We start from the raw sequence: 25923 nt of genomic DNA on the forward strand, positions 1-25923 counted from the left end.
TGTCGTATACTCGGCAGAGCACACCAATTCTTATATACGTGTAAAGCGATGGACTGGTTTCTGAAAAAATGGCATTCTCGTATTCATGATTAAATTAACAATTGGAGGGATTACGGTGGGGATATATACACGAACAGGTGACGAAGGACAGACTTCGGTCATCGGTGGACGCGTCATCAAGGATGATGATCGAGTTGAGGCCTACGGTACGATTGATGAACTGAACTGTTTTGTCGGTCAGGCGATCAGCCTCATTGATTCTGCTCAAGGGCAATTCGAAGATCTGCGCGAACATCTGCTGGAAGTCCAGCAGGAATTGTTTGATTGTGGGTCCGATCTGGCCTTCGTGAAGATTAGTGAAACCAAATATAAGGTCAGAGATGAGATGGTCACGCGTCTGGAACAATGGATCGACCAGTATGATGCTGAGAATCCAAAAGTGGAACGATTCATTATTCCTGGTGGCAGCCCGCTGTCTTCCGCCCTTCATGTGTGCCGTACCGTATGTCGCCGCGCAGAACGTCGCACGGTAACACTGGGACAACATACGGACATTAACCCGTCTGTACGACGGTATTTAAACCGACTGTCTGATTATTTCTTCGTGGTTGCACGGACGGCCAACGCAAGACAACAGGTGGCTGATATTGAATATGTGCGGAGCAAAAAAGTGTTCCGCCGCAAAGAATGAGCCACTACTATTCGCCGATTGTCTACACGGTGACCGAACAAGAAGATGGCTGGCTGCTGAAGACCGTGCTTCAGCGTCGGTTGCTGGTGTCGCGCAAGCTTCTATCCAAAATCAAGCTGACCGAGCAAGGTGTCATGCTTAATGGAGAACGTGTATACATTAGCGTCAAGGTAGCTGCGGGCGATGTCGTTGAAGTTCGGATGGTGCAAGAGGAATCAGATGATATATTGCCTGAACCTATTCCTTTTACCATTCTGTATGAAGACGAGCACTTGCTTGTTGTAAACAAGGATGCGGGCATCATTGTTCATCCGACACATGGGCATTACACAGGTACTTTGGCGAATGGCGTCGTTCATTACTGGAAATCAAAGGGCGAGCGATTCCGGTTCAGACCGATTCATCGGCTTGATCAAGAAACGTCAGGAGTACTAGCGATAGCCAAGAATCCCTATGTGCATCAGCATGTGTCTGAACAGATGATCGCTGGAACAGTGGACAAGAAATATATTGCACTTGTGCATGGTAGCCCTGTCCCGGAACAAGGGTCAGTGGATGGACCGATTGATCGTGATCCTGAAGAGCCACACCGCAGAATCGTGACACCTGACGGATATGCAGCAAGAACGCTGTACACGACCTTAACACGTTGGTCAGGGGGCAGCGCCAGTGCGATAAGCCTCAAGCTGGAAAGTGGCAGAACCCATCAGATCCGGGTACATATGACGTCCATCGGCTGTCCATTAATCGGCGATCGAATGTACAAGACACTACCTGTGCACGAGATCGATGAGCAGACTTTGGCTGTTCGGGAGGAACGGGAAAGCTGGATCGAACGCCAGGCATTGCATGCCTGTGAATTGACGTTTGACCATCCAATTCTACAGGAACGCATGACGTTCCAGGCTCCTTTTCCAGCAGATATGGCCGCGCTTGAGAAGCGTTTGAATGATGAGGCAGCTCCCAGAGAAGAACTGTAGAAGCTGCGACGAGGCCTTAGATCTGCACCCTGTGTCGCATTTTTCTAGCAATGGCCCGTCCTGTTTGGGACAACGCTGTTTGCTTACCTATGTGAGGGATGCTTAATGTACCCGAACAGCATGCCGTAGGCTAATCTTTACGGTTCCATGGTTTAATGTATTGATGTTTAGCATTTTCATGTTAAATCTTTTAAGATTTCAAATCTTTTGAAGCTTTTAAAGATATTAAAGCTGTAAGATTTTGATCCCAAAAAATATAGCGAATGTGTGTTTTTGATCTCATTCGCAAAAATCAGTAAAATTACATGGCGATGGTATCGATTTTGAGCGACTTTTGGATTTGCGAAGCAAACCAAGGGAAGCGAGAAGTCGAGACCGGAGCAAACGGAGGAACACAACATGAGCAACTTAAAAGTATATCATTATGCCAAATGCGGGACATGCCGCAAAGCTGTAAAATGGCTTGAAGCTCAAGGACATGAGCTGGAGCTAATCCCTATTTTCGATACACCGCCATCGGAAGCGGAATTAACCGAGCTGATCCAACAGAGCGGACTCGAAGTGAAGAAGTTCTTTAATACGAGTGGGGAAGTATATAAAGAACAACAATTGAAGGACAAGCTGCCGGGCATGTCTTCTGATGAGCAGATTCGTTTGCTGGCTTCGAATGGTCGTCTGATCAAACGCCCGATCGTTACGAATGGAGAAAAGGTGACCGTTGGATTCAAGGAAGAAACGTATGAGCAGGAATGGAATAACGCATAAGCTTGGTGATTACCGGCCTTGAATTGTTCAAAATTCAGGGCTTTTTTGGCTGAACGATGGTTGGCGGAACTATGCTATAATGATAGAATTAGTTTCGATAATTTATATGCTAGATTTAGATAGGAGAGAACAAATTCAAGTGAATCAACGTAATGAACCTACTTTGTTGCTGGTAGACGGTATGGCGGTGTTGTTCCGTGCTTTTTATGCGACATCTGCGAGCGGATATATCAGACGTACAAAGGCAGGATTGCCTACCAACGCAGTCTACGGATTTATCCGTTATTTCTGGGATGCGGTTCAGACTTTTGGGCCAAGTCATGTTGTATGTTGTTGGGATATGGGCGGTAAGACGTTCCGCGGTGAAGAATATGCAGCTTACAAAGGCAACCGGGCCGAAGCTCCGGATGACCTGATTCCCCAGTTTGCCCTGATCCGTGAAGTGATGGATAGCTTGGGTATTCCGAATATAGGTGCACAAGGATTCGAAGCCGACGATTGCATCGGAACACTTGCGAAGTATTACACCGAAGAGACAGATATGAATGTAATGGTACTGACGGGTGACCATGACATGCTGCAACTGATTAATGACCGCACGAGTATCATTATTATGAAAAAAGGCCATGGCAACTACATGGTGTATAACCCTGAAACGCTCATGGCAGAGAAACAACTTACCCCTCGTCAAGTCATTGACATGAAGGGTCTGATGGGAGATGCCAGCGACAATTATCCCGGAGTGCGGGGAATTGGTGAGAAAACAGCGTTGAAGCTTGTACAGGAGTACGGTTCTATTGAAGGGATTCTGGGCAACATGGACAAGCTTACCCCTTCGGTGCGTAACAAGATTGAGAATGATCTGGACATGCTTCATCTGTCCCGCAAACTGGCAGAGATTCATTGCGCTGTTCCGGTTGCCTGTGCGCTGGATATCTGTGAATTGCGTCTTGATCCGGATATGGTGATGGACAAGTTTGAACAACTTGAGATGAAGAGCCTTGGCTCTTGGATGGGAGTGGCAATAGGGTGAGCAACATGCAGAACGTACGAACAGGCAAAAAGTGGTGGACAGGGGCTATGGCCCTCGTCCTGGCCTTGCCCGTGATTCTTTCGGGAGCAGTAAGTGCGCCACAGACAGTGGATGCCAAAGCAGCAATTAGCACCAAAGTACAGAAAGTAAAAGCAGCAGGACGCAATTTTACCGTGCAGACGGTTACGATTCCAAAAGGAACACCGGTTACTGTGGGACTTGCGAAGAAACAAGTTGGCCAGACGGCAACACTGCCATCGATTGTGAAAGCCTATGGCGCACAAGCAGCCATTAACGGAGCATTTTTTGAAGCGTATAATGGAGCACCAGATCCATATGGCATGTTAATAGCAAATGGCAAGGTCATACATATTGGAAGATACGGAACATCCATCGGATTCAAGGAAGACGGCTCGGCGATTATGGATTCACTTCAGGTGAGCCTGACAGGTAAAGTGACAGATACGAAAGGCAAATCACGCAGTTGGTATGCGACCTTTATTAATCGAACGCCTTCAGCGAATGCCAGCATTACAATGTTGTATACGCCTGAACGAGGTGCGACAGTCGGATTCAAAGGTGGTACTGCGGTTGTCATGGAGAAGGGGATTGTGACCAAAAAGGTGCCAAACACCAATGTAGCGATTCCTAAGAATGGCTCGGTATTGGTCTTCACCGGCAATCAGAAATCTTCTTCGGACCGTTTCACTGTTGGCTCAACCGTAGAAATGAATTATAAGTATACAAATGCAGCAGGCAAAGAGATCCCATGGCAAGATGTAGTGACCGCTGTTGGAGCAGGACCACGTCTGGTCAAAGACGGTAAGGTAGCTGTAAACCCGGCGAGTGAAGGTTTCAAGGATGCCAAGATTCTTACCGCGTCCGGAGCCAGAAGTGGTATCGCCATCATGGCGGATGGTTCCGTAATGCTGGCTACTGTTTCCGGAGCGACAGTTAAGGAGTGGGCAGCGGTGATGCAGAAACTTGGTGCCAAACAGGCCATGAATCTGGACGGAGGTGCATCCTCAGGCATGTATGCCGGGGGTAAAATGCTAACTTCTCCGGGCCGACTCTTGAGTAATACGCTGGTATTTGGTGGCTCTGTGCGTTAAAAGAAAGTGATTATGGGAGGTATGATGCAAATGACACTCACATCTGATCAAAAGCTGGGGGAAGGCAACACAGCTGTTCTGGCTATTAATGTAGGACTGCCGCGGCCGCTCCCTGGGCAAAAGCGTGAAGTGATGAGCGGCATTGTGAAACATCCTGTATCCGGCGCGGTTTTCCTGTCATTCACTGGAATGACAGGGGATGCGCAGGCGGACCTGGTGCATCATGGCGGACCCGACAAGGCCGTTTGTGTATACGATTACAGTCGTTATCCGGCGTTAGAACAACGGATGGATCGCAAGCTGGACTGGGGAGCTTGTGGTGAAAATTTGACGGTTGAGGGCTGTGCCGAAGAAGATGTCCGAATTGGTGACGTGTACGAGTTGGGCGAGGCTACAGTGCAGGTCAGTCAGCCCAGACAACCATGTTTTAAGCTGGGTGCACGGTATGATTATAAGGAGCTGCCTGTATATTTTCAGGAGAGTGGACATACCGGCTTTTACTTTCGTGTACTGCAAGAAGGGGAGGTACGGCCTTCGTCGATATTTCGACGAATCAGCACTGATCCATCATCCATGACGGTTCTTGAAGCCAATCGAATTATGCATCAGGGGAAAGAAGATGCCGAAGGGATTCGGGCGCTGCTGGCCATTTCTGCACTGTCAGACAGCTGGAGGCAGACGTTAATGAAACGACTGTCCAAGCTGGATATCGAGTAGCAGGGTAATTATAGTGTCATCCAGTAAGGAACGATCAATCCTTTTTTAAACTAACTTGGGAGTGTGACTAACATGACGATCTTAGGCGCGATTGAAGCAGGCGGAACCAAATTTGTATGTGGTATTGGCACGGAAAATGGAGAAGTTCTTGAACGCGTAAGTTTTCCAACGACGACACCGGAAGAGACAATGGCTCAAGTGATTTCTTTTTTTGAAGGCAAAGGCATTGAAGCGCTGGGCGTAGGTTCATTTGGCCCGATTGACCCGATTGAAGGAAGCCCAACGTATGGTTATATCACAACAACACCCAAACCACATTGGGGACAGTACAACCTGATTGGCAATCTCAAGGAGCATTTTGATGTACCGATGACATTTGATACGGATGTGAATGGTGCTGCACTTGGAGAAGCAACCTGGGGCGCTGCACAAGGTCTTGAGAGTTGTCTGTATATCACTGTGGGCACAGGCATTGGTGCAGGCGCTGTGGTTGGCGGTAAAATGGTCCATGGATTGTCACATCCAGAGATGGGACACATCATTGTGCGCAGACATCCGGAGGATACATACGAGGGTTTCTGTCCGTATCATGGGGACTGCCTCGAAGGTCTTGCAGCTGGCCCGGCCATCAACAAACGTTGGGAGCAACCGGCTTATGAACTGCCCGCAGATCATAAAGCATGGGAGATCGAAGCACATTACCTGGCACATGCACTGATGAATTATGTTCTGATTCTCTCTCCGCAGAAAATCGTAATGGGTGGCGGAGTAATGAAGCAGGAGCATCTGTTCCCGATGGTTCGTAGCAAACTGCAGGAGTTGCTTGCTGGATACGTTCAGCATCCAGCAATTCAATCTGACATTGACCAGTATGTTGTTTCACCAGGACTTGGTGACAATGCAGGGCTGTGTGGTTCGCTGGCGCTTGCCAAGTTGGCATTGAATATCTAGATCAATAAGGGATTGACGAAATTTACCATTGTGGTATGATATGGGCAACAGCATAGTACGGTTAATGAGGAAGCACCTCTCTTGCATGGATTTTGCAGGAGAGGTGTTTTTTGTGCTGCCTGTAGGTAGCAGATCTAACTCGTATAAGCTGAATATTCTAAGGGAGGGAACGAAAATGGAAGTTATTTTTATGAACAGATTGTCCAGAATGTCAGATCAGAACGCAGAGTATGCGCAGTTATGGATTGGGGAAGAGGAAGATAGCTGGCAACTGGGATGGAGCCGCTACGAGGAAGGTGAGCGAGAGGACAGCATCTGGTTCGAAGGAACTTCCTGGGAGGAGCTGCTTCATATCTACCGTCATCAGCTTGCCATACAGATGAGCGAAGGATACCGACCGCAGCTGCAGGGTTTATTTCACGAGAATGATGATCTGAAATCACGCAGTTATGGTGGTCAGCGACTCCATTGCTACAGTGAACTATACGGCAATGAGCAGTTATATACGGATCTGTGCACGTGGCGCAGGAAGAGAGCTGTATCTGACCGGAAGGCACCCTATTTTATTGCAACGAACCGTCTGCTGCGTTTGATCAGTGCCTTTGTTCCGCAATCGATGGATGAACTCATGCAACTGCCTGGCGTAGGGGAGAGCAAAGCGACCGAGTATGGTACGGAGTGGATGGAGATTACGAATGGATTGGAGCGTTCAACAACGTTCCCGCTGGATTGGGTATACACAGCTCTGAAGGAAGAAGAATATGAAAGCTGGTTATACAAGCAGAGAGAGCAGAAGTACAAGCAGGAACTCGATAGGTTCACCACGCGTAAGCAGGTGCTTGAGGGCATGAAGGACGGGCATACGTTAGAAGAGATTGTTAATCGATCCGGATTATCTCGACGCGAATTGATTGAGCTGTTGGAGACACTGGATCTCGAAGGTTATGACACCGATTGTCTTCTGGATGTGGAGCTGGCAGTTATGCCAGAGAACGAACAAGAGGCCGTATGGAGTGCATATGAGGAGCTGGGAGATACGTTCTTGAAGCCGGTATTACATAAGGTGTATGGAGGAGAGAAGCCCGACGGAGGAAGTCTGGAGCAGGTCTATGAAAGACTGCGCATGATTCGAATCCGCTTTCGTCGGCACGCAGAGACAGAGCAGCATGTTGGTTAATGATCGGAAATGAAAAAAGACGAGGCGTTTCTCCCGGAGGAGCGCTTCGTCTTCGTTATTTCATACGAGTTCATACCCAGTCTTTTTTGCGGAAAATAAAGAACATGCTCAGGCCCAGCGTTACCATCAGGCCAATCACAACAAAATAGCTGTATTTCCAGTTAAGTTCTGGCATATTCGTAAAGTTCATGCCGTATATACCGGTAATGACCGTCAGCGGCATGAAGACCGTAGTAATGGCGGTAAACACACGCATGATCTCATTCGCCCGGTTCGCAATACTGGATTGATAGGCTTCTCGCAAGTTACCCATCAGGTCGCGGTAGGTTTCAAAGGTTTCAGATATTTTTACGGCATTCTCATAGATGTCACTGAAATATTTTTGAAGTTGATCATCAATGAGACGCAGATCTTTTTTGTTAAGGGTGTTAATGACCTCTTTCTGAGGTCCGAGCACTTTTTTCAGCCACAGAATCTCACTGCGTAGCCCGATGATTTCATTCAGATGAGACTTTTTGGTGTGCATCAGAATATCTTCCTCAAGCTTCTCGATCCGAGCTTCAATTCGGTCACCTACGGTGAAATAATTATCAACAATCAAGTCAACCAGCAGGTACAGCAGACGATCGGGTGTACTGATTTCCTGTTCCCACAGGATGGGTTTCAATGTGCGCAATTCGCTGACCTTCTGTTTCGTAACACTTATAATGAAATGTCTGCCGAGGAACAGGTTGACCGCACGTAGAAATATCTCTTCATCATCAAAACGAATGCTATTAATCACAATAAAATAATGGTTCTCATATATCTCAATTTTCGGACGTTGTTCTTCGTCACTGAGACAGTCTTCCACAGCCAGATCATGCATTAAGAAGAGCGGTTGAAGTACCGCCAAATCGTCTACATCCGCATCAATCCAGTAAAATCCTTCCGCTGGTGGAGTCAGCGCCTGCTGAATGTCGTCCACCGGAATAAATACACCGTTGTTAACCAACCGGATTTTCATCGTTAATCTACTCCTTCTGCACCCGCCAACCTGGCGGATATTATCATTATGGGCGCAAAAAGAACAAATCAGCCGGTCGGCAGCGGAGCCTGGAGATCAGGGCTGCGTTCACTTTATAATCAAACGGAAGTTACGTCCCGCTGCCGGCATGCTGATGTCAATTCTCTATGCAGTTTGTCGGAATTCGGCTGCCAGTCAGGCCTCGGGTCGCCATCCATTTAATATGTCACCTCTCACATAAGGGTTTATAACACCTTGTTTAGTATACCGCTGGTACAAGGTGCTTTCAAGCGCAAAAATGTGTCTATTTCGCGCTCTGAGGCAGTGTATGACAACGAATGATGAACGGTTCCGATCTGGAAAGCAGACATTGAACTGCAACTTGACGTGAGGGCATTAATGTAATAAAGTAGACGGTGAACCATATTAAATTACAATCAAATACAGCGAAATCTTATCAAGAGTAGGTGGAGGGACTGGCCCGATGAAACCCGGCAACCGGCGGTATACCGCACGGTGCTAATTCTTGCAGCGACCAAGTGCCCAAGTGGCACTGTTGTAACTGAGAGATGAGAGAGGCGCATATCTATTTACATATGACCTTTCTCGAAATCCGAGGAAGGTCTTTGTCGTATGCCCCGACTTCTCAGCAGTGATTTTCGCTAAGGAACTTGAGGTTGTCTGTAACTTTCTTTGGATGGACTTGTAATCCAACATATGTAGACAAACTCATGGCAGCCTATAACTGCATTGATGTGGACACATCAAGCCAGCGGTAGCTGCATCTATCAATGCACAAGGAGGAGTTAGACTTACCATGCCAATCAAAATACCTGATACTCTGCCAGCAAAAGAAGTACTTGAAGGAGAGAATATCTTCGTCATGGATGAAACTTCTGCATACCAGCAGGATATTCGTCCACTCCGTATCGCTATATTAAACCTGATGCCCACAAAGGAAACGACGGAAACACAATTGCTTCGTCTGGTAGGAAATACGCCCATTCAGGTGGATGTCGTTCTGGTACATCCCAAATCCCATACCTCGAAGAATACGTCTCAGGAATATTTGGATTTGTTCTATAAAACGTTCGATGAGATTGAGCACCGCCGCTTTGATGGAATGATTATCACGGGTGCTCCTGTGGAGCAGATGGATTTCGAAGACGTGAACTATTGGAATGAAATCCAGGAGATTTTCGAATGGACCAAAACCAATGTGACATCAACCCTGCACATATGTTGGGCCTCCCAAGCTGGTTTATACCACCATTTTGACGTACCCAAGGTTGCACTTGATGAAAAGTGTTTTGGCGTTTTCCCGCACACCATCAACAAACCCCATGTTCCGTTGCTGCGTGGATTCGATGAAGTATTCAATGTTCCGCATTCCCGTCATACGGAAGTGCGACGTGAAGATATTGAAAAGAACGAGAAGTTAGAGATCTTGGCTGAATCCGAGGAAGCGGGTATCTTCCTGGTTGCTACCAAAGATGGCAAACAGATTTTTGCCACAGGGCATGCCGAGTATGATCCCTTCTCATTAAAGTGGGAGTATGACCGGGATGTAGCGAAAGGGTTGGATATCGCGCTGCCTAGGCATTATTATCCGAATGACGATCCTTCCCGTGTGCCACCAGCTACTTGGCGCGCTCATGCCAACTTATTATTCTCTAATTGGCTTAATTACTATGTGTATCAGGAAACACCTTACGATATTGGCCCGCAAATCTAATCGAGACCACAGGAGGATGCAGCAATGGAAGACAACAACAAGTTGAAAATCGAAAGCCGCTTAGCACAAATTGGGTCCATCAATGAACCGGTAACAGGCGCCATTAACTTTCCGATCTATCAATCCACTGCGTTTCGCCACCCGAAGCTTGGACAAAGCACGGGATTTGATTATATTCGTACAACCAATCCAACCCGCAAAGTGTTGGAAGAAGCAGCTGCAGCGCTGGAATCCGGTGACGCAGGATTTGCCTGTAGCTCAGGCATGGCCGCGCTGCAAACCATCTTTGCCATGTTTGGTCAGGGAGATCATCTGATTGTATCGCTGGATCTGTATGGCGGAACCTATCGTCTGCTTGAACGCATCTTGTCCCGTTTTGGCGTAACCGCAAGTTATGTGGACACGAATGATCTTGCAGCACTGGAGAATGTTCGTCAGCCGAATACCAAAGCTGTATTCATTGAGACACCAACGAATCCGCTGATGATGATTACAGATGTAGAAGCCGTCGCTTCCTGGGCGAAAAGTTACAACCTGTTGACCATTGTTGACAACACGTTGCTCACTCCATTTTTCCAACGTCCGATTGAACTGGGTGCCGATATCATCATTCATAGTGCTACCAAATATCTGGGCGGACACAATGATGTACTGGCCGGATTAATTATAACCAAGGGTGAGGCATTATCCGCGGAAATGGCTTTCCTGCATAATTCCATTGGAGCTGTATTGTCTCCAAGTGACTCTTATCAGTTGATGAAAGGCATGAAAACGCTAGCTCTTCGCATGGAGCGTCATCAGCACAATGCACTTACCATTGCCAAATACTTGCTTGAGCATCCAGCGGTGGTTGAAGTGTATCATCCAGGCCTGTCAGATCATCCGGGTTATGAAATACAGAACAAACAATCCACCGGTAACACAGGTATCTTCTCTTTCAAAGTGAAGGATGCTCGTTATGTTGAACCTTTGCTGCGTCATATCAAACTTATTGCCTTTGCCGAAAGTCTCGGCGGAGTGGAATCACTCATGACCTACCCGGCAGTACAAACTCATGCGGATATACCGCTTGAAATTCGTGACGCCGTAGGTGTGGATGACCGACTGCTCCGGTTCTCCGTAGGTATTGAACATTCGGATGATCTGATTGCAGATCTCGGCAATGCGCTGACAGCTGCACAACAGGAAGTTGAAGGAGGCGTGCACTCATGAGTGAGTCCAACAACAAGCCGAATTCCGAGTTGAAATTTGATACGAAGTTGCTCCATTTCGGCGACGAGATCGACAAAACGACTGGGGCCTCCAGTGTGCCGATCTATCAAGCATCCACATTCCATCATTTTGATATTTTCAATCCGCCTCAACATGATTACAGTCGCTCGGGTAATCCGACACGTCAGGCATTGGAAGATTACATCACACTGCTGGAAGGTGGAGCACGAGGATTCGCCTATTCATCCGGAATGGCTGCGATCTCCAGCGTGTTCATGATGTTCTCGGCAGGGGATCACATGATTGTAACGGAAGACGTATATGGAGGTACGTATCGTTTGCTTACTTCCATATTGAGTCGTATGCAGATCGAGACGACCTTTGTAGATATGACCAATATAGATGAAGTAAAAGCGGCGCTCAAACCGAACACCAAGGCAGTTTATATGGAAACACCGTCTAACCCGACCCTGCGAATTACGGATATCGCTGCCGTAACTGACTGGTCGAAGGAACATGACCTGATTACGATTCTGGATAACACCTTTATGACACCGTACTATCAGCGTCCAATTGAGCTTGGTGTGGATATCGTCGTACATAGTGCTACCAAGTTTCTCGGGGGTCACAGTGATGTATTGGCAGGGTTAGCCGTTGCTCGCACGGAATCACTTGGCGTACAGCTGAAACAGTTACAAAATGGACTCGGAACGGTACTCGGGGCACAAGAATCATGGCTTCTGATGCGCGGGATGAAAACCTTGGGGGCTCGCATGGCTCACAGTGAACAGAGCACAGCCAAACTGGCCGCATGGCTTAATGAGCGTAGTGATATTGCCGCTGTCTTTTATCCGGGGTTGCAGGATCATCCGGGCCGCGAGGCACATGAGCGCCAGTCAACAGGTTATGGAGCTGTCGTTTCGTTTGACGTCGGTTCAGGGGATCGAGCAAAAGCAGTTCTTAACCAGGTGAAGTTACCCATTGTGGCTGTAAGCTTGGGAGCTGTAGAGAGCATCCTGTCTTACCCAGCGATGATGTCTCATGCGGCAATGCCGGCTGAGGTTCGCCGTGACCGTGGCATTACAGATGGATTACTTCGTTTCTCGGTAGGTCTGGAAGACATCGATGATCTGATTGCCGATTTGGAACAAGCACTTCAGGAATCCTAGAAAAGTGGTACCGAAATACGTCTATGCATATCATTTAATATCAAATTAATTGGATTTCATATGTAAAAATTTTTATTTATTTTTAAAGCACCTGTTCATAAGGTGCTTTTTTTCACATGTAACCTGTGTTACGATATGTGGAGTACAGAAATACGATGTTGCCACCAGAACTTGCTTCTCTTGAACAAGTTGGGACGGATCGTTATATAATTTCTCTTCATGAGGGAGGCTTTTTTACGATGAGTACGGTAGACCGTATCTTAGATAAAGCCCTTCGGGGCGAACGTTTAGACTTGGAAGACACGATTCAGCTATTCGAATCGAATGAAGTGGACAAAATCGGGGCAGCTGCTAATGTCATTATGAAACGCATGCACCCTGAACCATACAGAACATTTGTAATAGGGCGTAACGTCAACTACACGAACGTGTGTGATGTGTACTGCCGTTTTTGTGCTTTTTACCGCAGACCTGGTTCGGAGGAAGGATATGTACTTCCAGACGAAGTCATTTTTCAGAAAATTCAGGAAACAGAAGATGTGAATGGTACCGAGATTCTGATGCAAGGCGGAACGAATCCGAATTTGCCTTTCAGCTATTACACAGACCTGTTGAAAGCCATCAAGGAGCGTTTCCCGAACATCACGATGCACTCTTTCTCACCAGCTGAGATTATGAAAATGGTTGAAGTATCCGATGGGCTTACATTGGAAGAGGTTGTTCGTGCTATACATGAAGCTGGACTGGATTCCTTGCCTGGCGGCGGTGCTGAAATTCTGGATGACCGCACACGTCGGAAGATCAGCCGTTTGAAAGGTTCATGGCGGGATTGGATGGACGTTATGCAAACGGCACACCGAATCGGTATGAACACCACCGCAACGATGGTTATCGGACTTGGTGAATCGATGGAAGAGCGTGCACTGCACTTGCTCCGTGTACGTGAAGCACAGGATGAATGTATTGCGAACAAGTATGATTCCGAAGGTTTCCTGGCGTTCATTCCGTGGACTTTCCAACCGGATAATACCAATCTCAAGCTGGAGCGTCAGACGCCGGAAGAGTACTTGAAGACTGTAGCCATCAGCCGACTGGTGCTGGATAATATCAAGAACATTCAATCCTCTTGGGTAACAATGGGTCCTGAGATCGGTAAGAAGTCGCTTGAATTTGGCTGTAATGACTTCGGTAGCACGATGATCGAAGAGAACGTTGTATCTGCTGCAGGTGCAACGTACAAAGTTAACATTGAATCCATCCTTCGGTTGATTCGGGAGTCCGGTTATATTCCGGCACAACGTAACACCCGATATGACATCGTGCGCATGTTCGACGAAGAGAATTCCGTGCATGAAGATTTCGTAATGCAGAACTAATCCTAAATAATTTAATACTATTCCCATAAATTCTGATCATTCGATGAGTATTTATGAAGCAAGCCCGCTGACTGCTCTGTTTGGAGAGACGGCGGGTTTTTTGATTTCTTTCCGCGGATCGAGGTCATCAAACAGTACATGTTACGCAATTGCCGATATTTTATGTTGAAATTGAACTGTTACAATGAGAAGGAACTTGTGTAGTCAGACATGCTGGAAAGGGGCAAGCCAACCGATGAAGAGAAGAATTCTTGGAAAGACAGAACTGGACGTACCTGTATTGAGCTTTGGAGCATCCTCACTCGGTTCTGTATTTCGTGATATAGATCGGGATGAAGGTATTCGTACCGTACATGCTGCCGTTGATGCGGGGATGAATTACATAGACGTTTCGCCGTACTATGGACTGACGAAGGCAGAGACGGTGTTGGGGGAGGCCATTCGCAGTTTGCCGCGCAGTTCTTATATTTTATCCACCAAAGCCGGACGGTATGGAGAAAATGAATTTGATTTTTCACGTCGGCGGATTCTGAATAGTGTGCAAGAGAGCCTGGATCGACTGCATACGGACTATATTGATATTTTGTTCCTGCATGATATTGAGTTTGTACCAGCAGAGATCATTGTTGAAGAGGCCTTTCCAACGTTACTGCGTCTAAAAGAGCAGGGAGTTATTCGTCATGCGGGGATTTGCGGATTGCCTTTGCCGTTGTTTGAGGAGGTTCTGCCACAGATCGATGCGGATGCCATCATCTCGTACTGCCATTACGCATTGAATGATACCTCATTGTTATCGTTGCTGCCGCTGTTGGAAAAGAGAGAAATTGGCCTCGTCAATGCTTCGCCTCTCTCTATGGGCTTGTTAAGTACCCGTGGTGCTCCTGCCTGGCATCCGGCAGATGAACGGGTGAAACAGCTCTGTCTGAAGGCTGCCCGCTTCTGTGCAGAACAAGGCAGTGACATTGCCAAGATGGCCGTGCAATTCTCGACGGCAAATGAACGAATTCCAACAACGCTGGTTAGCAGTGCCAACCAGCGCAATATCGTCAATAACGCAACGTGGATAGAAGAATCGATAGATCAAAATCTGCTGGATGAAGTGCTACATATTCTGGCTCCATTGCATAATGAGACGTGGTCAAGCGGACGTCCTGAATATAATACGAAGCACAGCAACATGACATCAGAAGCATCCAAGGGGGAACAACGATGAGAGCCATTGTATGTGAAGAAATAGATCAATTGAAGCTCCAGGACCTGCCTCAACCGGAACGAGCAGAAGGAGAGGCGTTGGTTGCCATTCGGCGGATTGGTATCTGTGGAACGGATCTGCATGCGTACAAAGGCAACCAGCCATTCTTTACCTATCCACGCGTTCTGGGTCATGAACTGGCGGGTGTTATTGAAGAGATCGGTCCGAACGATGCCGGGTTACAGCCTGGCGATCAGGTTAGCATTATCCCGTATCTGCACTGCGGTCATTGTGTTGCTTGTCGCGGTGGAAAAAGTAATTGCTGTGTATCCATGCAAGTCATGGGTGTGCACGTAGACGGAGGCATGAGAGAGAGAGTCAGCGTACCTGTCTCACATCTGCTCTCAGCAGAAGGCTTAACGCTGGATGAAACAGCAATGGTAGAACCATTAAGTATTGGTGCCCATGCCGTCAGGAGAGCAGGAATCAAGCCTGGTGAGCATGTGGTTGTGATTGGAGCAGGTCCCATTGGACTTGGTGTGATGGCATTCGCCAAACAGGCGGGGGCGCGTGTTATTGCCGTTGATCGTAATCTGGACAGGCTGGAGCTCAGTCGGACTTGGGCTGGAGCAGATGACCTGGTTCAGGCCAATGAACGTACTGTGCAGCAAGTGGCAGAAATCACGGGAGGTGACTATGCTACAGCTGTCTTCGATGCAACGGGTAACGTGAATTCGATGAATGAGGCCATTCAATATGTGGCTCATAGTGGTCAGCTCATTTTTGTAGGACTGGTGAAGGCCGATATTACCTTTCATGATCCTGAGTTTCATAAGCGCGAGATGAGCATATTGGGCAGCCGGAACGCAACCCGTGAAGATTTTGAACAAGTCCTATCAACCTTACGTCATAAGAAATTAAGTATGGATGGGTACATCACGCACCGCGTGCAATTTGATGAGTTACCTTCTGCAATAGACCAATGGCTATTGCCAGATTCACATGTAGTCAAAGCGATTGTTGAACTATAATATCAAGTAATTCTGATAACAGAAAAAGAAAAAAACGCTCTCTGACCTTGTTGGACAAAACTGTTCATCCATGGGTAAGAGAGCGTTTTTTTTGTTTTGTATAATATATAAGTTGAATTAAAATTACACGATAACGAAGAGGACAGAAAAAACCTGAAAAAGCGAAGCGTTAGCCTAAAAGCTTTCTAAAAGAAAGCTACATCGAAAGCATACGCTATCCCCGGATTTTTCCCTTCAGAAAAGGGAATTGAAAAAATCTGGGGATAACAGCGATTGGAAGGTTATTCTGTCATCGTAGTCAGTGTAAATATCTTTAGTGCAACTTATATGAGCTATTATTTTTCCGGATTCGTCACAATCCCCGCATGTGGATCAATGTGACGAACAATGGATTTTAGCCAGATCATTTCCAAGACATGTACTTCATAATAAAGCGCACCGGGGATCTGCTTGATCCATCCTTCAGCCATAGCAAGTTGTGTTGAGTCAGAAGCTGCTTCCAGCGTTCCAGGTTCACGGCGCAGCCGTTTGCGTACAGCTTTTTCAACTTGAGAGCTTTGTGTGGTCAAAATGCAAATTCTGCGTTTGGAAGAGAAGCCCCTGAACGAGATGTACACCATTTCATAAGCAATAAGGTAGGCGATTACGGAATACATCGCTTGGTCCCAGCCAAAGACAACACCAGCGGCTGTCAGTATCAACAAGTTAAACAGCATGATTATTTTTTCGATAAGCATCCGTTTTCCGCTAAATACACGTTCAGGTGGGCGGGAAGACGGATCACCGATTTCCAGCGTATCCAGTGTCCCACCATACCGTACGACGAGCCCAATTCCGAGTCCGAGACACAAACCACCAAACATGGCGGCAGCCAGCGGATGCTCTACAAGTGGCGGCATGGGATGAAGCACAATGGCACCGATCGAAAAGACAACCAGACCTAGAACAGTTACGAGAACAAATTTCTTCTGCACAATCTTGTAGGACAGAAATATAAACGGAACGTTGAATAAAAATAAGAACAATCCAATCCTCATTTCGGTCCAGTGGGCGAATAGTGAGGAAATGCCTGTAATGCCTCCAATAATGATCTTATTAGGGTGTAAGAACAATTCAAGTCCCACGGAGGCCAGAATTCCGCCCGCGATCACGAGCAATAGGTTCAACCAGCGGCGGGTAGACGTTATTCTAGTCTTGGCGGTGTTTGGCACCGGATTAGCCGATATCAGAGGTGCTTTCATAGGTCATCCTCCTTAGTGCGGCTTTCGATCCATTCTCCCTGGGTTAGTCACAGAAAGATCGGCGTAGAGCCGCGAAGTACGATAGTATGTCTGTCATGTACAGACATAAGGAATTATCCTTCTTTCGGCAAAACCTTCGGTTCTTCTTTCTTTTTCCGATTATCTTTGAACTTGAATATCTTATCTAAGATACGGAATACATGTTTGGACTCTTTGGTTAATAAAGGACCCAGAATGGCTAGAATCAGTACGTACAATGCAGCAAAAGGTTGAATCAGTGGCAACAGTCCTCCGGCTTTACCCATATTAGCCAAGATGATGGAGAATTCACCACGTGACACGATGGTCAATCCAATATTGGCCGACGCTTTCGGAGATAGTCCTGCACTGCGTCCAGCCAGCATGCCTGCAAGGAAGTTACCGAACAATGTAATAACAACTGCAATCAGAGCCAACCATACGGCATCGCCCCCCAGTGACAACGGATCAATGGACAATCCGAAGCTGAAGAAGAAGATTGCTCCAAAGAAGTCACGGAACGGCAGAATCAAGTGCTCAATCCGTTTCGCGTGTTCTGTTTCAGCAAGAACCAATCCAACCAGCAAGGCACCGATCGCTTCGGCAACATGAATGGTTTCAGAGAAACCGGCTACCAGGAACAAAGCGCCAAATACAACGAGAGAGAATAGCTCATTCGATCGAATTTTAAGCAATTTGTTGAGTAGCGGTGTCGCTTTGCGTCCAAGGATAATCACGATAAGCATGAATCCGAGGGCAATAAGTGCGGACATGATGACGCCACCGATGGAGGATGAATCACTAAGCACAAGCCCGGACAAGATCGAGATATATACAGCGAGGAATACATCTTCGAACATAATGATACCCAGTATCATTTCTGTTTCGGGATTGGCCGTTCGTTTCAAATCGACAAGTACCTTGGCTACGATGGCGCTGGAAGATATGGTGGTTATACCAGCGATAATGAGTGCTTCCGCAACCGGGAAACCTGAAGCAAAACCAAAAACCAGTCCCAGTGTAAAGTTGATCCCGATATAGATCGAGCCGCCAACAGCAATAGAGCGGCCCGATTTAATTAAACGACCTACCGAGAATTCAAGTCCGAGGTAGAAGAGAAGGAACAAAATACCGATTCGACCCATAAATTCAATAAAAGGCTGACTTTCAATAAAACGGAAGTCCAGATGCCATATGTGCATGGCATGTGGCCCAACGGCCATTCCGATCAGAATATAAAACGGAACGACCGAAAATCTTAGTTTTGCCGATAAAAGGCCGGCTGCCGCAATGAGCACAAGGGCCAGACCTACTTCAAAAATCAGGTGATCCATTTATTTACCCCCTTCCAGTCAGGAGGAGGGATTTAAACAGCTTCTGTTGATTGCGTTCGCCAACGGCTACCACCGTAGATTCTGCACTGATAACTACCTCCGGACCTGGGCTGATATGTTTTTTGTGATTTTTCTCAACAACGGCAATTACCGTTGCCCCAGAGTTTTGACGCACGTCCAGTTCACCAATGGATTTACCGATAGATCCGAAGGATGCTTCGATTTTGTACCACTCGATAATCAGGTCGTCAAACGTAACTTCAATATTTTCAAGCTGCTTCGGTTTGTAAGTTAATCCACCAACAATCGCAGCAATCTGTCGTGCTTCGTAGTCGTCAAGCGTAATCATCGAGATACTTTGATCGGGATCATCATACTCGAAGTGGTACATTTCCCGGCGACCGTCATCGTGAATAATAATGACAATTTTATCACCGCTGCTTGTTTCAATCTGAAATTTTTTGCCGATTCCCGGCAAGTCTGTTTCGCGTACATCCATGGATACTGCCTCCTTATAATTAGGGGCTGGCCACAGAAGACAGGCTTATTTCCCGAGAAAGATAGTCTGCTGCTCAAAGGAACATCAAATGATGCGGGTAAACAGAGCCAGAAATTCCTGACACAGCCATATGATTTGAATTTGTCGGTGTGGGTACAACAAAAATAGGTTCTGTCATAAACGAATGGTTTGTATCTAACGTGTACTAAAAGGGTTAAAAGTTATGCACAAGCACACCGTCTAATAAATACAGAGGTGTCTCCATGCAAAGCAACCTGTAAATACGTCGTAACGTCTAGTGAAGAGCGTTCACGTATTTTGGTGCCATAGGGGTGAGGGATACATACATGCTGGTAAACTTGATAGGTAGCAGAAATAATCTGCGTTTAAACAGACAATACCACGGTTTAAAGGACAGACCCGGTGTAGGGATTCGCAGCATCAATACCAATGCGAGGACAAGAAAGACAGGCTTATTATGCGTAATCGCAATCAGCTTGGACATGACTTGTGGGTATTTGCGAATGACAGGTTTCTGCTGGGATTCGGATGTTTGCAACAAAACTTCCTTGTTGGAAGTTGCATCAACAGACACCCCAACGGCAGATTCGGACTGCATTGGAATAGGGAAGCACAAGGCTTGGAAAACGCACAAAATGATAATAATGGTGTAGTGGAGTATTCTAGGTTGTTGTCTCATTTTGGCTTCCCTCCTTTTCCGTGAAACATACTGTTATTAAAATAATAACACATTTTTGTCTTAACTCCAAACCTCTTCATATTATACTGAGAAATCATGACACGCTTTCCATCAATCCGCTTCGTATATCCCCATCGGCCTTGCCATATACTTTGAACAGGAAGGAAAGGAGTGATTCTAGTGGAACTGTTCGCTGTATGGACCGATGTATCGGGGCAAGAGGAAGCAGATCAATTTTATCGTTGTGTCAAAGAAAAAACTAAAGGTTTACATATAAGTAAAAGAGGATTTCGGCTCACCTTCAAACATAATGATGGAAGAGCAGCCTGGGTGTGCAGAGGGAATGAGAATCACGAAGACTTCCAGCAATGGCTTCCCCGAATCAGTGATCTTCTCTCCCTTGGACTCGCCGACTTCATTATGGATACACAAGAACGGAACATGGTGGAGAATATGATCGCCAAAGCGTGTTCTGTTATGGATGAGCATGAGGTGGAGAAGGTCAATCGGATCTGTATGCCGCTATTATTAAATGGGGATCTGGATCAGCCTGGACTTCGGGAACGTCGCCGTACTACGTTGGCAAGTGGACTACGGCAGGATCTGGAGGATGTTCACTTTTTTCACCTTGAAGGCATTATCAATTTTCGCATACGGGCATATAAGCAGGAGCTTCAGGAATTAGTGGAGTATGCGCTCGATGAGTTCTGGATGGATCGGCAGTATGAAGAGTTTATGGGACTGTTAAAATATTTTGTATTCTTTCAGGAAGCCAAAGTACCTTTGGTCCATCTTGTACACAAGGGCATGCATGAATTTCAGGTGCTTGATGCTGGACTTAATCTGTTACCCGTGCAGAAGGATGAGCAGGTTGTCGTGGAGATGCCGGGTCTAGAACTTGAAATGGATATCGAAGATATGATTGTGAGTACACTCATCTCGATCTCTCCTGAGAAAGTTATGCTGCATACGCGCACTCCCGATCTGCCGATTATCTCGACCATATGCCAGATCTTTGAAGACAAGGTGCAGATATGTCATCAATGTCCGGAATGCGAAGTGCTGCGCTCAGGATTGTTGACAGGTCTTGACGCAAGTGATCTCGGCAATTATAATAACTGTTGATCCATGAATTTTACATGTTTACCATTGAATCAAAAGCGTTGACAAAGACAACAACCACACGCAAGATCGGTGCAGAGAGAGGAACCCCAGGCTGAAATTTCCTCCGGATATCACGTATGGTTTACCCCTTTGTAGCTGCAATTTTGAAAGTGGAGTCTAATATCGCCTTTATTGGGGATTATCCGCGAGTAAGGATCTGCCGGGTCATGCCCGTTATCGCCATGCCAATGAGGGCTGTATTCCAAATAGGAATGAATCAGCTGAATTAGGGTGGAACCACGAGTATATGTCACTCGTCCCTTTGCCGGGACGGGTGTTTTTTGCGTTCCTTTCCAAAATGACTGGAATAGCAATAGAACATCAGTCCATGAACATCTGGACACGAAGGTTACATTTACAGGAGGAATGAGACAAATGGCAGTGAACATTAAATTACCGGATGGTTCGGTACGGGAGTACGCGGATGGCAGCAGCATTGAGGATGTAGCGGCTTCGATTAGTAGCGGACTGCGCAAAAATGCCGTAGCCGGCAAGCTGGATGGTATTGTGGTGGACTTGTCCACAACGCTTCATGAAGGAGCATTGGTGGAGATCGTAACTTTGGATTCACCAGAAGGACTTGAAGTGATGCGTCATAGTACAGCTCACTTGATGGCTCAAGCAGTGAAACGTTTATACGGTAACAAAGAGGTACGCCTCGGCATTGGCCCTGTCATCGAAGATGGTTTCTACTATGATATGGACCTCGAACACCCGCTTAATCCTGAAGATCTGCAAAAGATTGAGAAGGAAATGGAACGTATTGTGAACGAGAACTTGCCAATTGTACGTAAGGAAGTTAGCCGCGAGGACGCGATTAAAACGTTTGAAGAAGTAGGCGATCCATACAAACTTGAGTTGATTCGTGACTTGCCGGAAGACAGCGTAATTACCATTTATGAGCAAGGTGAATTCTTCGACTTGTGTCGTGGTCCTCACGTACCATCGACTAGCAAAATCAAAGTGTTCAAACTGATGAATGTGGCTGGTGCATACTGGCGTGGAGATAGCAAAAACAAAATGCTTCAACGTATCTATGGTACGGCTTTTGTGAAGAAAGCACAGCTGGACGAGCATCTGCACTTCCTTGAAGAAGCGCGCAAACGCGATCACCGTAAGCTCGGTAAAGAGTTGGAAATGTTCACATTCTCCCAACTGGTCGGTCAAGGCCTCCCAATCTGGTTGCCTAACGGTGCAAAACTGCGCCGGACTTTGGAGCGTTACATTGTGGATCTGGAAGAAAGTCTTGGATACCAGCATGTATACACACCGGTTTTGGGTAACGTGGAATTGTACAAAACATCCGGACACTGGGAGCACTACCAGGAAGATATGTTCCCGAAAATGGTTATGGATAACGAGGAACTCGTTCTCCGTCCAATGAACTGTCCTCACCATATGATGGTGTACAAGTCCAGCATGCACAGCTACCGTGATCTGCCCATCCGGATTGCCGAGCTTGGCATGATGCACCGTTACGAAATGTCGGGGGCGTTAACAGGTCTGCACCGTGTTCGTGCAATGACTCTGAACGACTCACACATTTTTGCACGTCCGGATCAGATCAAGGAAGAGTTCGCTCGTGTTATCGAGTTGATTCAAACGGTATACAAAGATTTCGGTATCAACGAATACCGTTTCCGTCTGTCCTATCGCGATCCGAAGGATACCGAGAAATACTTCCAAAACGACGAGATGTGGGAGATGTCCCAACGCATGCTGCGTGAAGTTGTGGAAGAACTTGACCTTCCATTCTATGAAGCTGAAGGTGAAGCGGCGTTCTACGGTCCGAAACTGGATGTGCAGATCAAAACAGCACTGGGCAAAGAAGAGACATTGTCTACGGTTCAACTGGACTTCCTGTTGCCTGAGCGCTTTGAACTTGAATATGTGGGAGATGACGGACAGAAACACCGTCCAGTCGTTATTCACCGCGGGGTAATTAGTACAATGGAACGTTTCACAGCATTCTTGCTGGAGAACTTTGCAGGAGCTTTCCCACTGTGGTTGTCTCCGGTACAGGCCAAGGTTATCCCGGTATCCGGAAACTTCGACGATTATGCGCGTGAAGTAGAAGCGAAGCTGAAACGTGCCGGAATCTCTGCTGAAGCCGATCTGCGAAACGAGAAGCTTGGATATAAAATTCGTGAGGCGCAACTTGAGAAAATGCCTTATATGTTTGTCGTAGGTGAGAATGAGCGTAATGCAGAAGCGGTTTCTGTTCGTAAGCGCGGAGAAGGCGATTTGGGCATGAAACCGGTTGATGAGATTATCGCTCAACTGAAAGAGGAGATTTCAACACGTTTGGTGTAATTGAACAAATGTATTATCGAATAACCAGTGCATAAGTTGCACTGATCAATCAGAAACGCCTGAATACCATGGGATTAACCTATGTTATTCAGGCGTTTTTTCGTAGTGTTTGGTGTGAAAAGTATAGATTAATTGCTTTTTGGAAAACCTTTGCAGTGAGGGGGAGGTTATACAATGAAAAAGCAAATCTCAATTCAAAAAATAAATATACGGTGTTTACTGGTTGGCTGTGTGATGTTCGCCGGAATGATGTTCGGCCTGAACCAGGCGGATGCTTATACATTTGAAGAGGAAAGTGCGGTACTGCATGTCGAGAGTCGAAGCAGTGAAGCTTCGATCATCGAGACTTCGAGCAAGTCTCATCAGAAATTTCTGGAACATGTAAGCAATCAATACAGCGATGAGGCTCAGCTGACGACCATGGTGTATATGGCTTTACTATGGTCACCGCAACCAATGGTCATTCCAAGGCCTGAGCTTCCCGAGAAACAAGTGACTGATCCAGCTATGCCGGTGCTTGCTCCGCGTTCAGAACAAGTACTGGGTACACAAAAGGTGACAGCAACGGGATATACGGCAGGGGTCGAGTCTACAGGAAAAGGACCTAAACACCCACAATACGGAATTACGTATTCCGGTGTAAAAGTACGTCGTGATAAAGAAACGGTTTCCACGATTGCAGCTGATCCCAAATTATTCCCAATGGGCTCCATTCTGTATATTCCGGGCTACGGATACGGGATTGTCGCAGATACCGGTTCAGCGATCAAAGGCAATAAAATCGATCTGTATTTTCCGACAACGAAGCAAGTGTACAAGGAATGGGGCAAAAAGGATGTTGAGGTACAAGTGATCAGACAAGGCGCTGGGAAGTGCACAGAAAAAATGCTGAACGAGTTGGCAGATGCGATCGATGTGTACAAATCCGTACCCGACTCTTGGCTGGACAAGGCGATTTAATTTGGCGTGTTGGACATGAATAACTGAGGTGCTCTCTTCACATAATATTGACTGGGGACGAACCCCGCGGAGCAGAAATGCAACGTAAATATGAAGAGAGAGGTGATTCGTTGTGGCTAAGAAAACTCAAGGGTACCAAACGCCAAACGAGAAGTACAATGCAGAGTTTGGTCAAGAAAATGGAACAAACGATGTAGCAGCTAAAGTGAAGCAATCCGCTCAAAACAAAGTACAAGAAAATTTCCAAACACCTGATGAAAAATTCAATGCCGAGTTCGGTGTAGAAAACACTGGTCAAACAAACCAAGGCCGTGCAGGGAAATTCCAGAAATAATTGAAGATAAAGATTCAACACCCTGGAGCAAAAGCTCCGGGGTGTTTTACATATTCGAATTTTTTACATAAATATCCTCCCATCTCAGTCTCGAGACCGAGATAACTTCCATCTGCCGCCGCTGTTCTCATTGTTCTGTCTGAGTTACACTGGATACATAATACAGACGAAGGAGACATGAGCGATGAAACGATCTACGCGTGACCGCTGGTGGGTTGGCATACCTCTTATTGCTATTGGTGCGATGATCTTGTTCAGACAATTGGGATATGACATTGATGTTGGATATATTTTCAGAACATATTGGCCGTTATTTCTGATCTGGTGGGGGGTCAAAGGAATATCGGAGATTCGTCGCAATGGGGGGTACGCCTTCATTGGACCGGTAGTTGTCCTCGCGATCGGTGGTTACTTTCTAGCCCGTAACCTGGGATGGATTGATTACTCTATGGGGGAGTTCATCCGTTATCTGATTCCGGTTATGCTGATTGGCGGAGGATTATTCGTGCTGATTGGGCCACGACGTCGTGATCGGAAACATCATGACAAGATGCAGCCACCTCCAGCACCTGAGCAACCTTATAAACCGTTGTCTCCGGAGGATCTGGAGATGCCGTCCTCGTTTGACGAACAGTTCGAGAAAACATTTGGTAAACCGAAACAGGAACAGAAGAACGATTCACATGGCTCTCATTTCACAGGATCAACGGATTCATCATCACAAGCGCAACAGGATAAGAAGAAATATCAATCGCATAACTCTAACAATACCGGATATGGACAACATTATGATGATGGCTACGGAAATGGTTATGGGGATTACGGGAGCGGCAATACAATTAACAAATCGGCGTTCATCGGTGATCTGTACATGGGGCAGGAAGTATTCTCGTTGAAACCCATGAACATCTCGGCTTTTATCGGAGATACCGTAATTGATTTGACCAAAGCACAGATTCCTTATGGTGAGACGAAGATTGTCATTTCTTCATTTATTGGGGATGTGAAAGTATTTGTTCCAGAAGATATGGATCTGGGTGTGACAGTAACGACGAATTCCTTCATTGGAGATATGTCATTGTTGAACCAGAAACGTGGCGGATTCCTGAGTAGTGCCCAGGCTGAAACAGCCCACTATCGTGAAGCAAGCAAAAAGGTACGGATTATTGTGAGTGTGTTTATCGGAGACGTCAAAGTCAATAAGGTGGGTTAA

24 protein-coding genes and 1 riboswitch are annotated in these 25923 nt (G+C 46.6%); of the genes, 19 read left to right on the forward strand and 5 right to left on the reverse strand.

The features are described 5' to 3' along the window. Window positions 1-115 precede the first annotated feature (115 nt). The 8 genes from M1D71_RS08375 to M1D71_RS08410 all read left to right on the forward strand — a co-directional run bounded on the left by M1D71_RS08375 (window position 116) and on the right by M1D71_RS08410 (window position 7426). Window positions 116-691: a cob(I)yrinic acid a,c-diamide adenosyltransferase gene (locus M1D71_RS08375; RefSeq protein ID WP_336760669.1), complete on the forward strand. Its 576-nt coding sequence runs from the start codon at window positions 116-118 to the stop codon at window positions 689-691. Further along, on the forward strand, window positions 688-1671 hold the full coding sequence (locus tag M1D71_RS08380) for an RluA family pseudouridine synthase (protein ID WP_458126065.1): 984 nt from the start codon (window positions 688-690) through the stop codon (window positions 1669-1671). The genes M1D71_RS08375 and M1D71_RS08380 overlap by 4 nt, the downstream gene beginning before the upstream one ends. Window positions 1672-2070: 399 nt before the next feature. Beyond that, window positions 2071-2436, forward strand: coding sequence for an arsenate reductase family protein (locus M1D71_RS08385; RefSeq protein ID WP_458126066.1), 366 nt, complete (start codon window positions 2071-2073; stop codon window positions 2434-2436). Between the two features lie 139 nt (window positions 2437-2575). Next, window positions 2576-3469 (forward strand): 5'-3' exonuclease, encoded by an 894-nt coding sequence (locus tag M1D71_RS08390; RefSeq protein ID WP_458126067.1) that lies wholly within the window; start codon window positions 2576-2578, stop codon window positions 3467-3469. 5 nt (window positions 3470-3474) lie between these two features. Next, window positions 3475-4581, forward strand: coding sequence for a phosphodiester glycosidase family protein (locus M1D71_RS08395; protein WP_458126068.1), 1107 nt, complete (start codon window positions 3475-3477; stop codon window positions 4579-4581). Window positions 4582-4611: 30 nt separating this feature from the next. Then, complete coding sequence (locus M1D71_RS08400; RefSeq protein ID WP_458126069.1) at window positions 4612-5298, forward strand: MOSC domain-containing protein; 687 nt, start codon at window positions 4612-4614, stop codon at window positions 5296-5298. Between the two features lie 72 nt (window positions 5299-5370). After that, complete coding sequence (locus M1D71_RS08405; RefSeq protein ID WP_458126070.1) at window positions 5371-6249, forward strand: ROK family protein; 879 nt, start codon at window positions 5371-5373, stop codon at window positions 6247-6249. A 175-nt stretch (window positions 6250-6424) separates the two neighbouring features. Continuing rightward, window positions 6425-7426: an HRDC domain-containing protein gene (locus M1D71_RS08410; RefSeq protein ID WP_458126071.1), complete on the forward strand. Its 1002-nt coding sequence runs from the start codon at window positions 6425-6427 to the stop codon at window positions 7424-7426. A gap of 70 nt (window positions 7427-7496) precedes the next feature. On the opposite strand, the gene corA is transcribed toward M1D71_RS08410, so the two are convergent. Continuing rightward, complete coding sequence (gene corA / locus M1D71_RS08415; protein WP_062833460.1) at window positions 7497-8432, reverse strand: magnesium/cobalt transporter CorA; 936 nt, start codon at window positions 8430-8432, stop codon at window positions 7497-7499. Between the two features lie 451 nt (window positions 8433-8883). Further along, a riboswitch (SAM riboswitch) is annotated at window positions 8884-9008 on the forward strand. Window positions 9009-9249: 241 nt separating this feature from the next. Between corA and metA the strand changes: the two genes are divergently transcribed. The 6 genes from metA to M1D71_RS08445 all read left to right on the forward strand — a co-directional run bounded on the left by metA (window position 9250) and on the right by M1D71_RS08445 (window position 16147). After that, on the forward strand, window positions 9250-10167 hold the full coding sequence (gene metA / locus M1D71_RS08420; protein WP_458126072.1) for a homoserine O-acetyltransferase MetA: 918 nt from the start codon (window positions 9250-9252) through the stop codon (window positions 10165-10167). A 24-nt stretch (window positions 10168-10191) separates the two neighbouring features. Continuing rightward, complete coding sequence (locus M1D71_RS08425; RefSeq protein ID WP_458126073.1) at window positions 10192-11379, forward strand: PLP-dependent transferase; 1188 nt, start codon at window positions 10192-10194, stop codon at window positions 11377-11379. Then, complete coding sequence (locus M1D71_RS08430) at window positions 11376-12548, forward strand: trans-sulfuration enzyme family protein (RefSeq protein ID WP_458126074.1); 1173 nt, start codon at window positions 11376-11378, stop codon at window positions 12546-12548. The genes M1D71_RS08425 and M1D71_RS08430 overlap by 4 nt, the downstream gene beginning before the upstream one ends. 239 nt (window positions 12549-12787) lie before the next feature. Further along, window positions 12788-13924, forward strand: a complete 1137-nt coding sequence (mqnC, locus tag M1D71_RS08435; protein WP_458126075.1) for a cyclic dehypoxanthinyl futalosine synthase — start codon at window positions 12788-12790, stop codon at window positions 13922-13924. A gap of 235 nt (window positions 13925-14159) precedes the next feature. Further along, window positions 14160-15137, forward strand: coding sequence for an aldo/keto reductase (locus tag M1D71_RS08440; RefSeq protein ID WP_458126076.1), 978 nt, complete (start codon window positions 14160-14162; stop codon window positions 15135-15137). Beyond that, window positions 15134-16147, forward strand: a complete 1014-nt coding sequence (locus M1D71_RS08445; RefSeq protein ID WP_458126077.1) for a zinc-binding alcohol dehydrogenase family protein — start codon at window positions 15134-15136, stop codon at window positions 16145-16147. The genes M1D71_RS08440 and M1D71_RS08445 overlap by 4 nt, the downstream gene beginning before the upstream one ends. A gap of 335 nt (window positions 16148-16482) precedes the next feature. Here the strand turns inward: M1D71_RS08445 and M1D71_RS08450 are convergent, their stop codons facing one another. The 4 genes from M1D71_RS08450 to M1D71_RS08465 all read right to left on the reverse strand — a co-directional run bounded on the left by M1D71_RS08450 (window position 16483) and on the right by M1D71_RS08465 (window position 19939). Continuing rightward, window positions 16483-17388: a YitT family protein gene (locus M1D71_RS08450; protein ID WP_458126078.1), complete on the reverse strand. Its 906-nt coding sequence runs from the start codon at window positions 17386-17388 to the stop codon at window positions 16483-16485. 113 nt (window positions 17389-17501) lie between these two features. Then, complete coding sequence (locus tag M1D71_RS08455; RefSeq protein WP_458126079.1) at window positions 17502-18740, reverse strand: cation:proton antiporter; 1239 nt, start codon at window positions 18738-18740, stop codon at window positions 17502-17504. A 4-nt stretch (window positions 18741-18744) separates the two neighbouring features. Beyond that, window positions 18745-19239, reverse strand: a complete 495-nt coding sequence (locus M1D71_RS08460) for a cation:proton antiporter regulatory subunit (protein ID WP_458126080.1) — start codon at window positions 19237-19239, stop codon at window positions 18745-18747. Window positions 19240-19534: 295 nt separating this feature from the next. Then, on the reverse strand, window positions 19535-19939 hold the full coding sequence (locus tag M1D71_RS08465) for a hypothetical protein (protein ID WP_458126081.1): 405 nt from the start codon (window positions 19937-19939) through the stop codon (window positions 19535-19537). 171 nt (window positions 19940-20110) lie between these two features. Here M1D71_RS08465 and M1D71_RS08470 point away from each other — a divergent pair, with 171 nt between their 5' ends. The 5 genes from M1D71_RS08470 to liaF all read left to right on the forward strand — a co-directional run bounded on the left by M1D71_RS08470 (window position 20111) and on the right by liaF (window position 25923). Further along, complete coding sequence (locus tag M1D71_RS08470) at window positions 20111-21064, forward strand: putative sporulation protein YtxC (RefSeq protein WP_458126082.1); 954 nt, start codon at window positions 20111-20113, stop codon at window positions 21062-21064. Between the two features lie 414 nt (window positions 21065-21478). Continuing rightward, the gene (thrS, locus tag M1D71_RS08475) at window positions 21479-23416 is read left to right on the forward strand and encodes a threonine--tRNA ligase (protein ID WP_145319773.1); all 1938 of its coding nucleotides are present in this window, start codon (window positions 21479-21481) and stop codon (window positions 23414-23416) included. 420 nt (window positions 23417-23836) lie between these two features. Continuing rightward, window positions 23837-24376 (forward strand): 3D domain-containing protein, encoded by a 540-nt coding sequence (locus M1D71_RS08480; RefSeq protein ID WP_458127202.1) that lies wholly within the window; start codon window positions 23837-23839, stop codon window positions 24374-24376. A 112-nt stretch (window positions 24377-24488) separates the two neighbouring features. Then, window positions 24489-24710, forward strand: coding sequence for a hypothetical protein (locus M1D71_RS08485; RefSeq protein ID WP_458126083.1), 222 nt, complete (start codon window positions 24489-24491; stop codon window positions 24708-24710). A 184-nt stretch (window positions 24711-24894) separates the two neighbouring features. Continuing rightward, complete coding sequence (gene liaF / locus M1D71_RS08490; RefSeq protein WP_458126084.1) at window positions 24895-25923, forward strand: cell wall-active antibiotics response protein LiaF; 1029 nt, start codon at window positions 24895-24897, stop codon at window positions 25921-25923.

Source organism: Paenibacillus sp. Z3-2 (genome assembly GCF_054161325.1).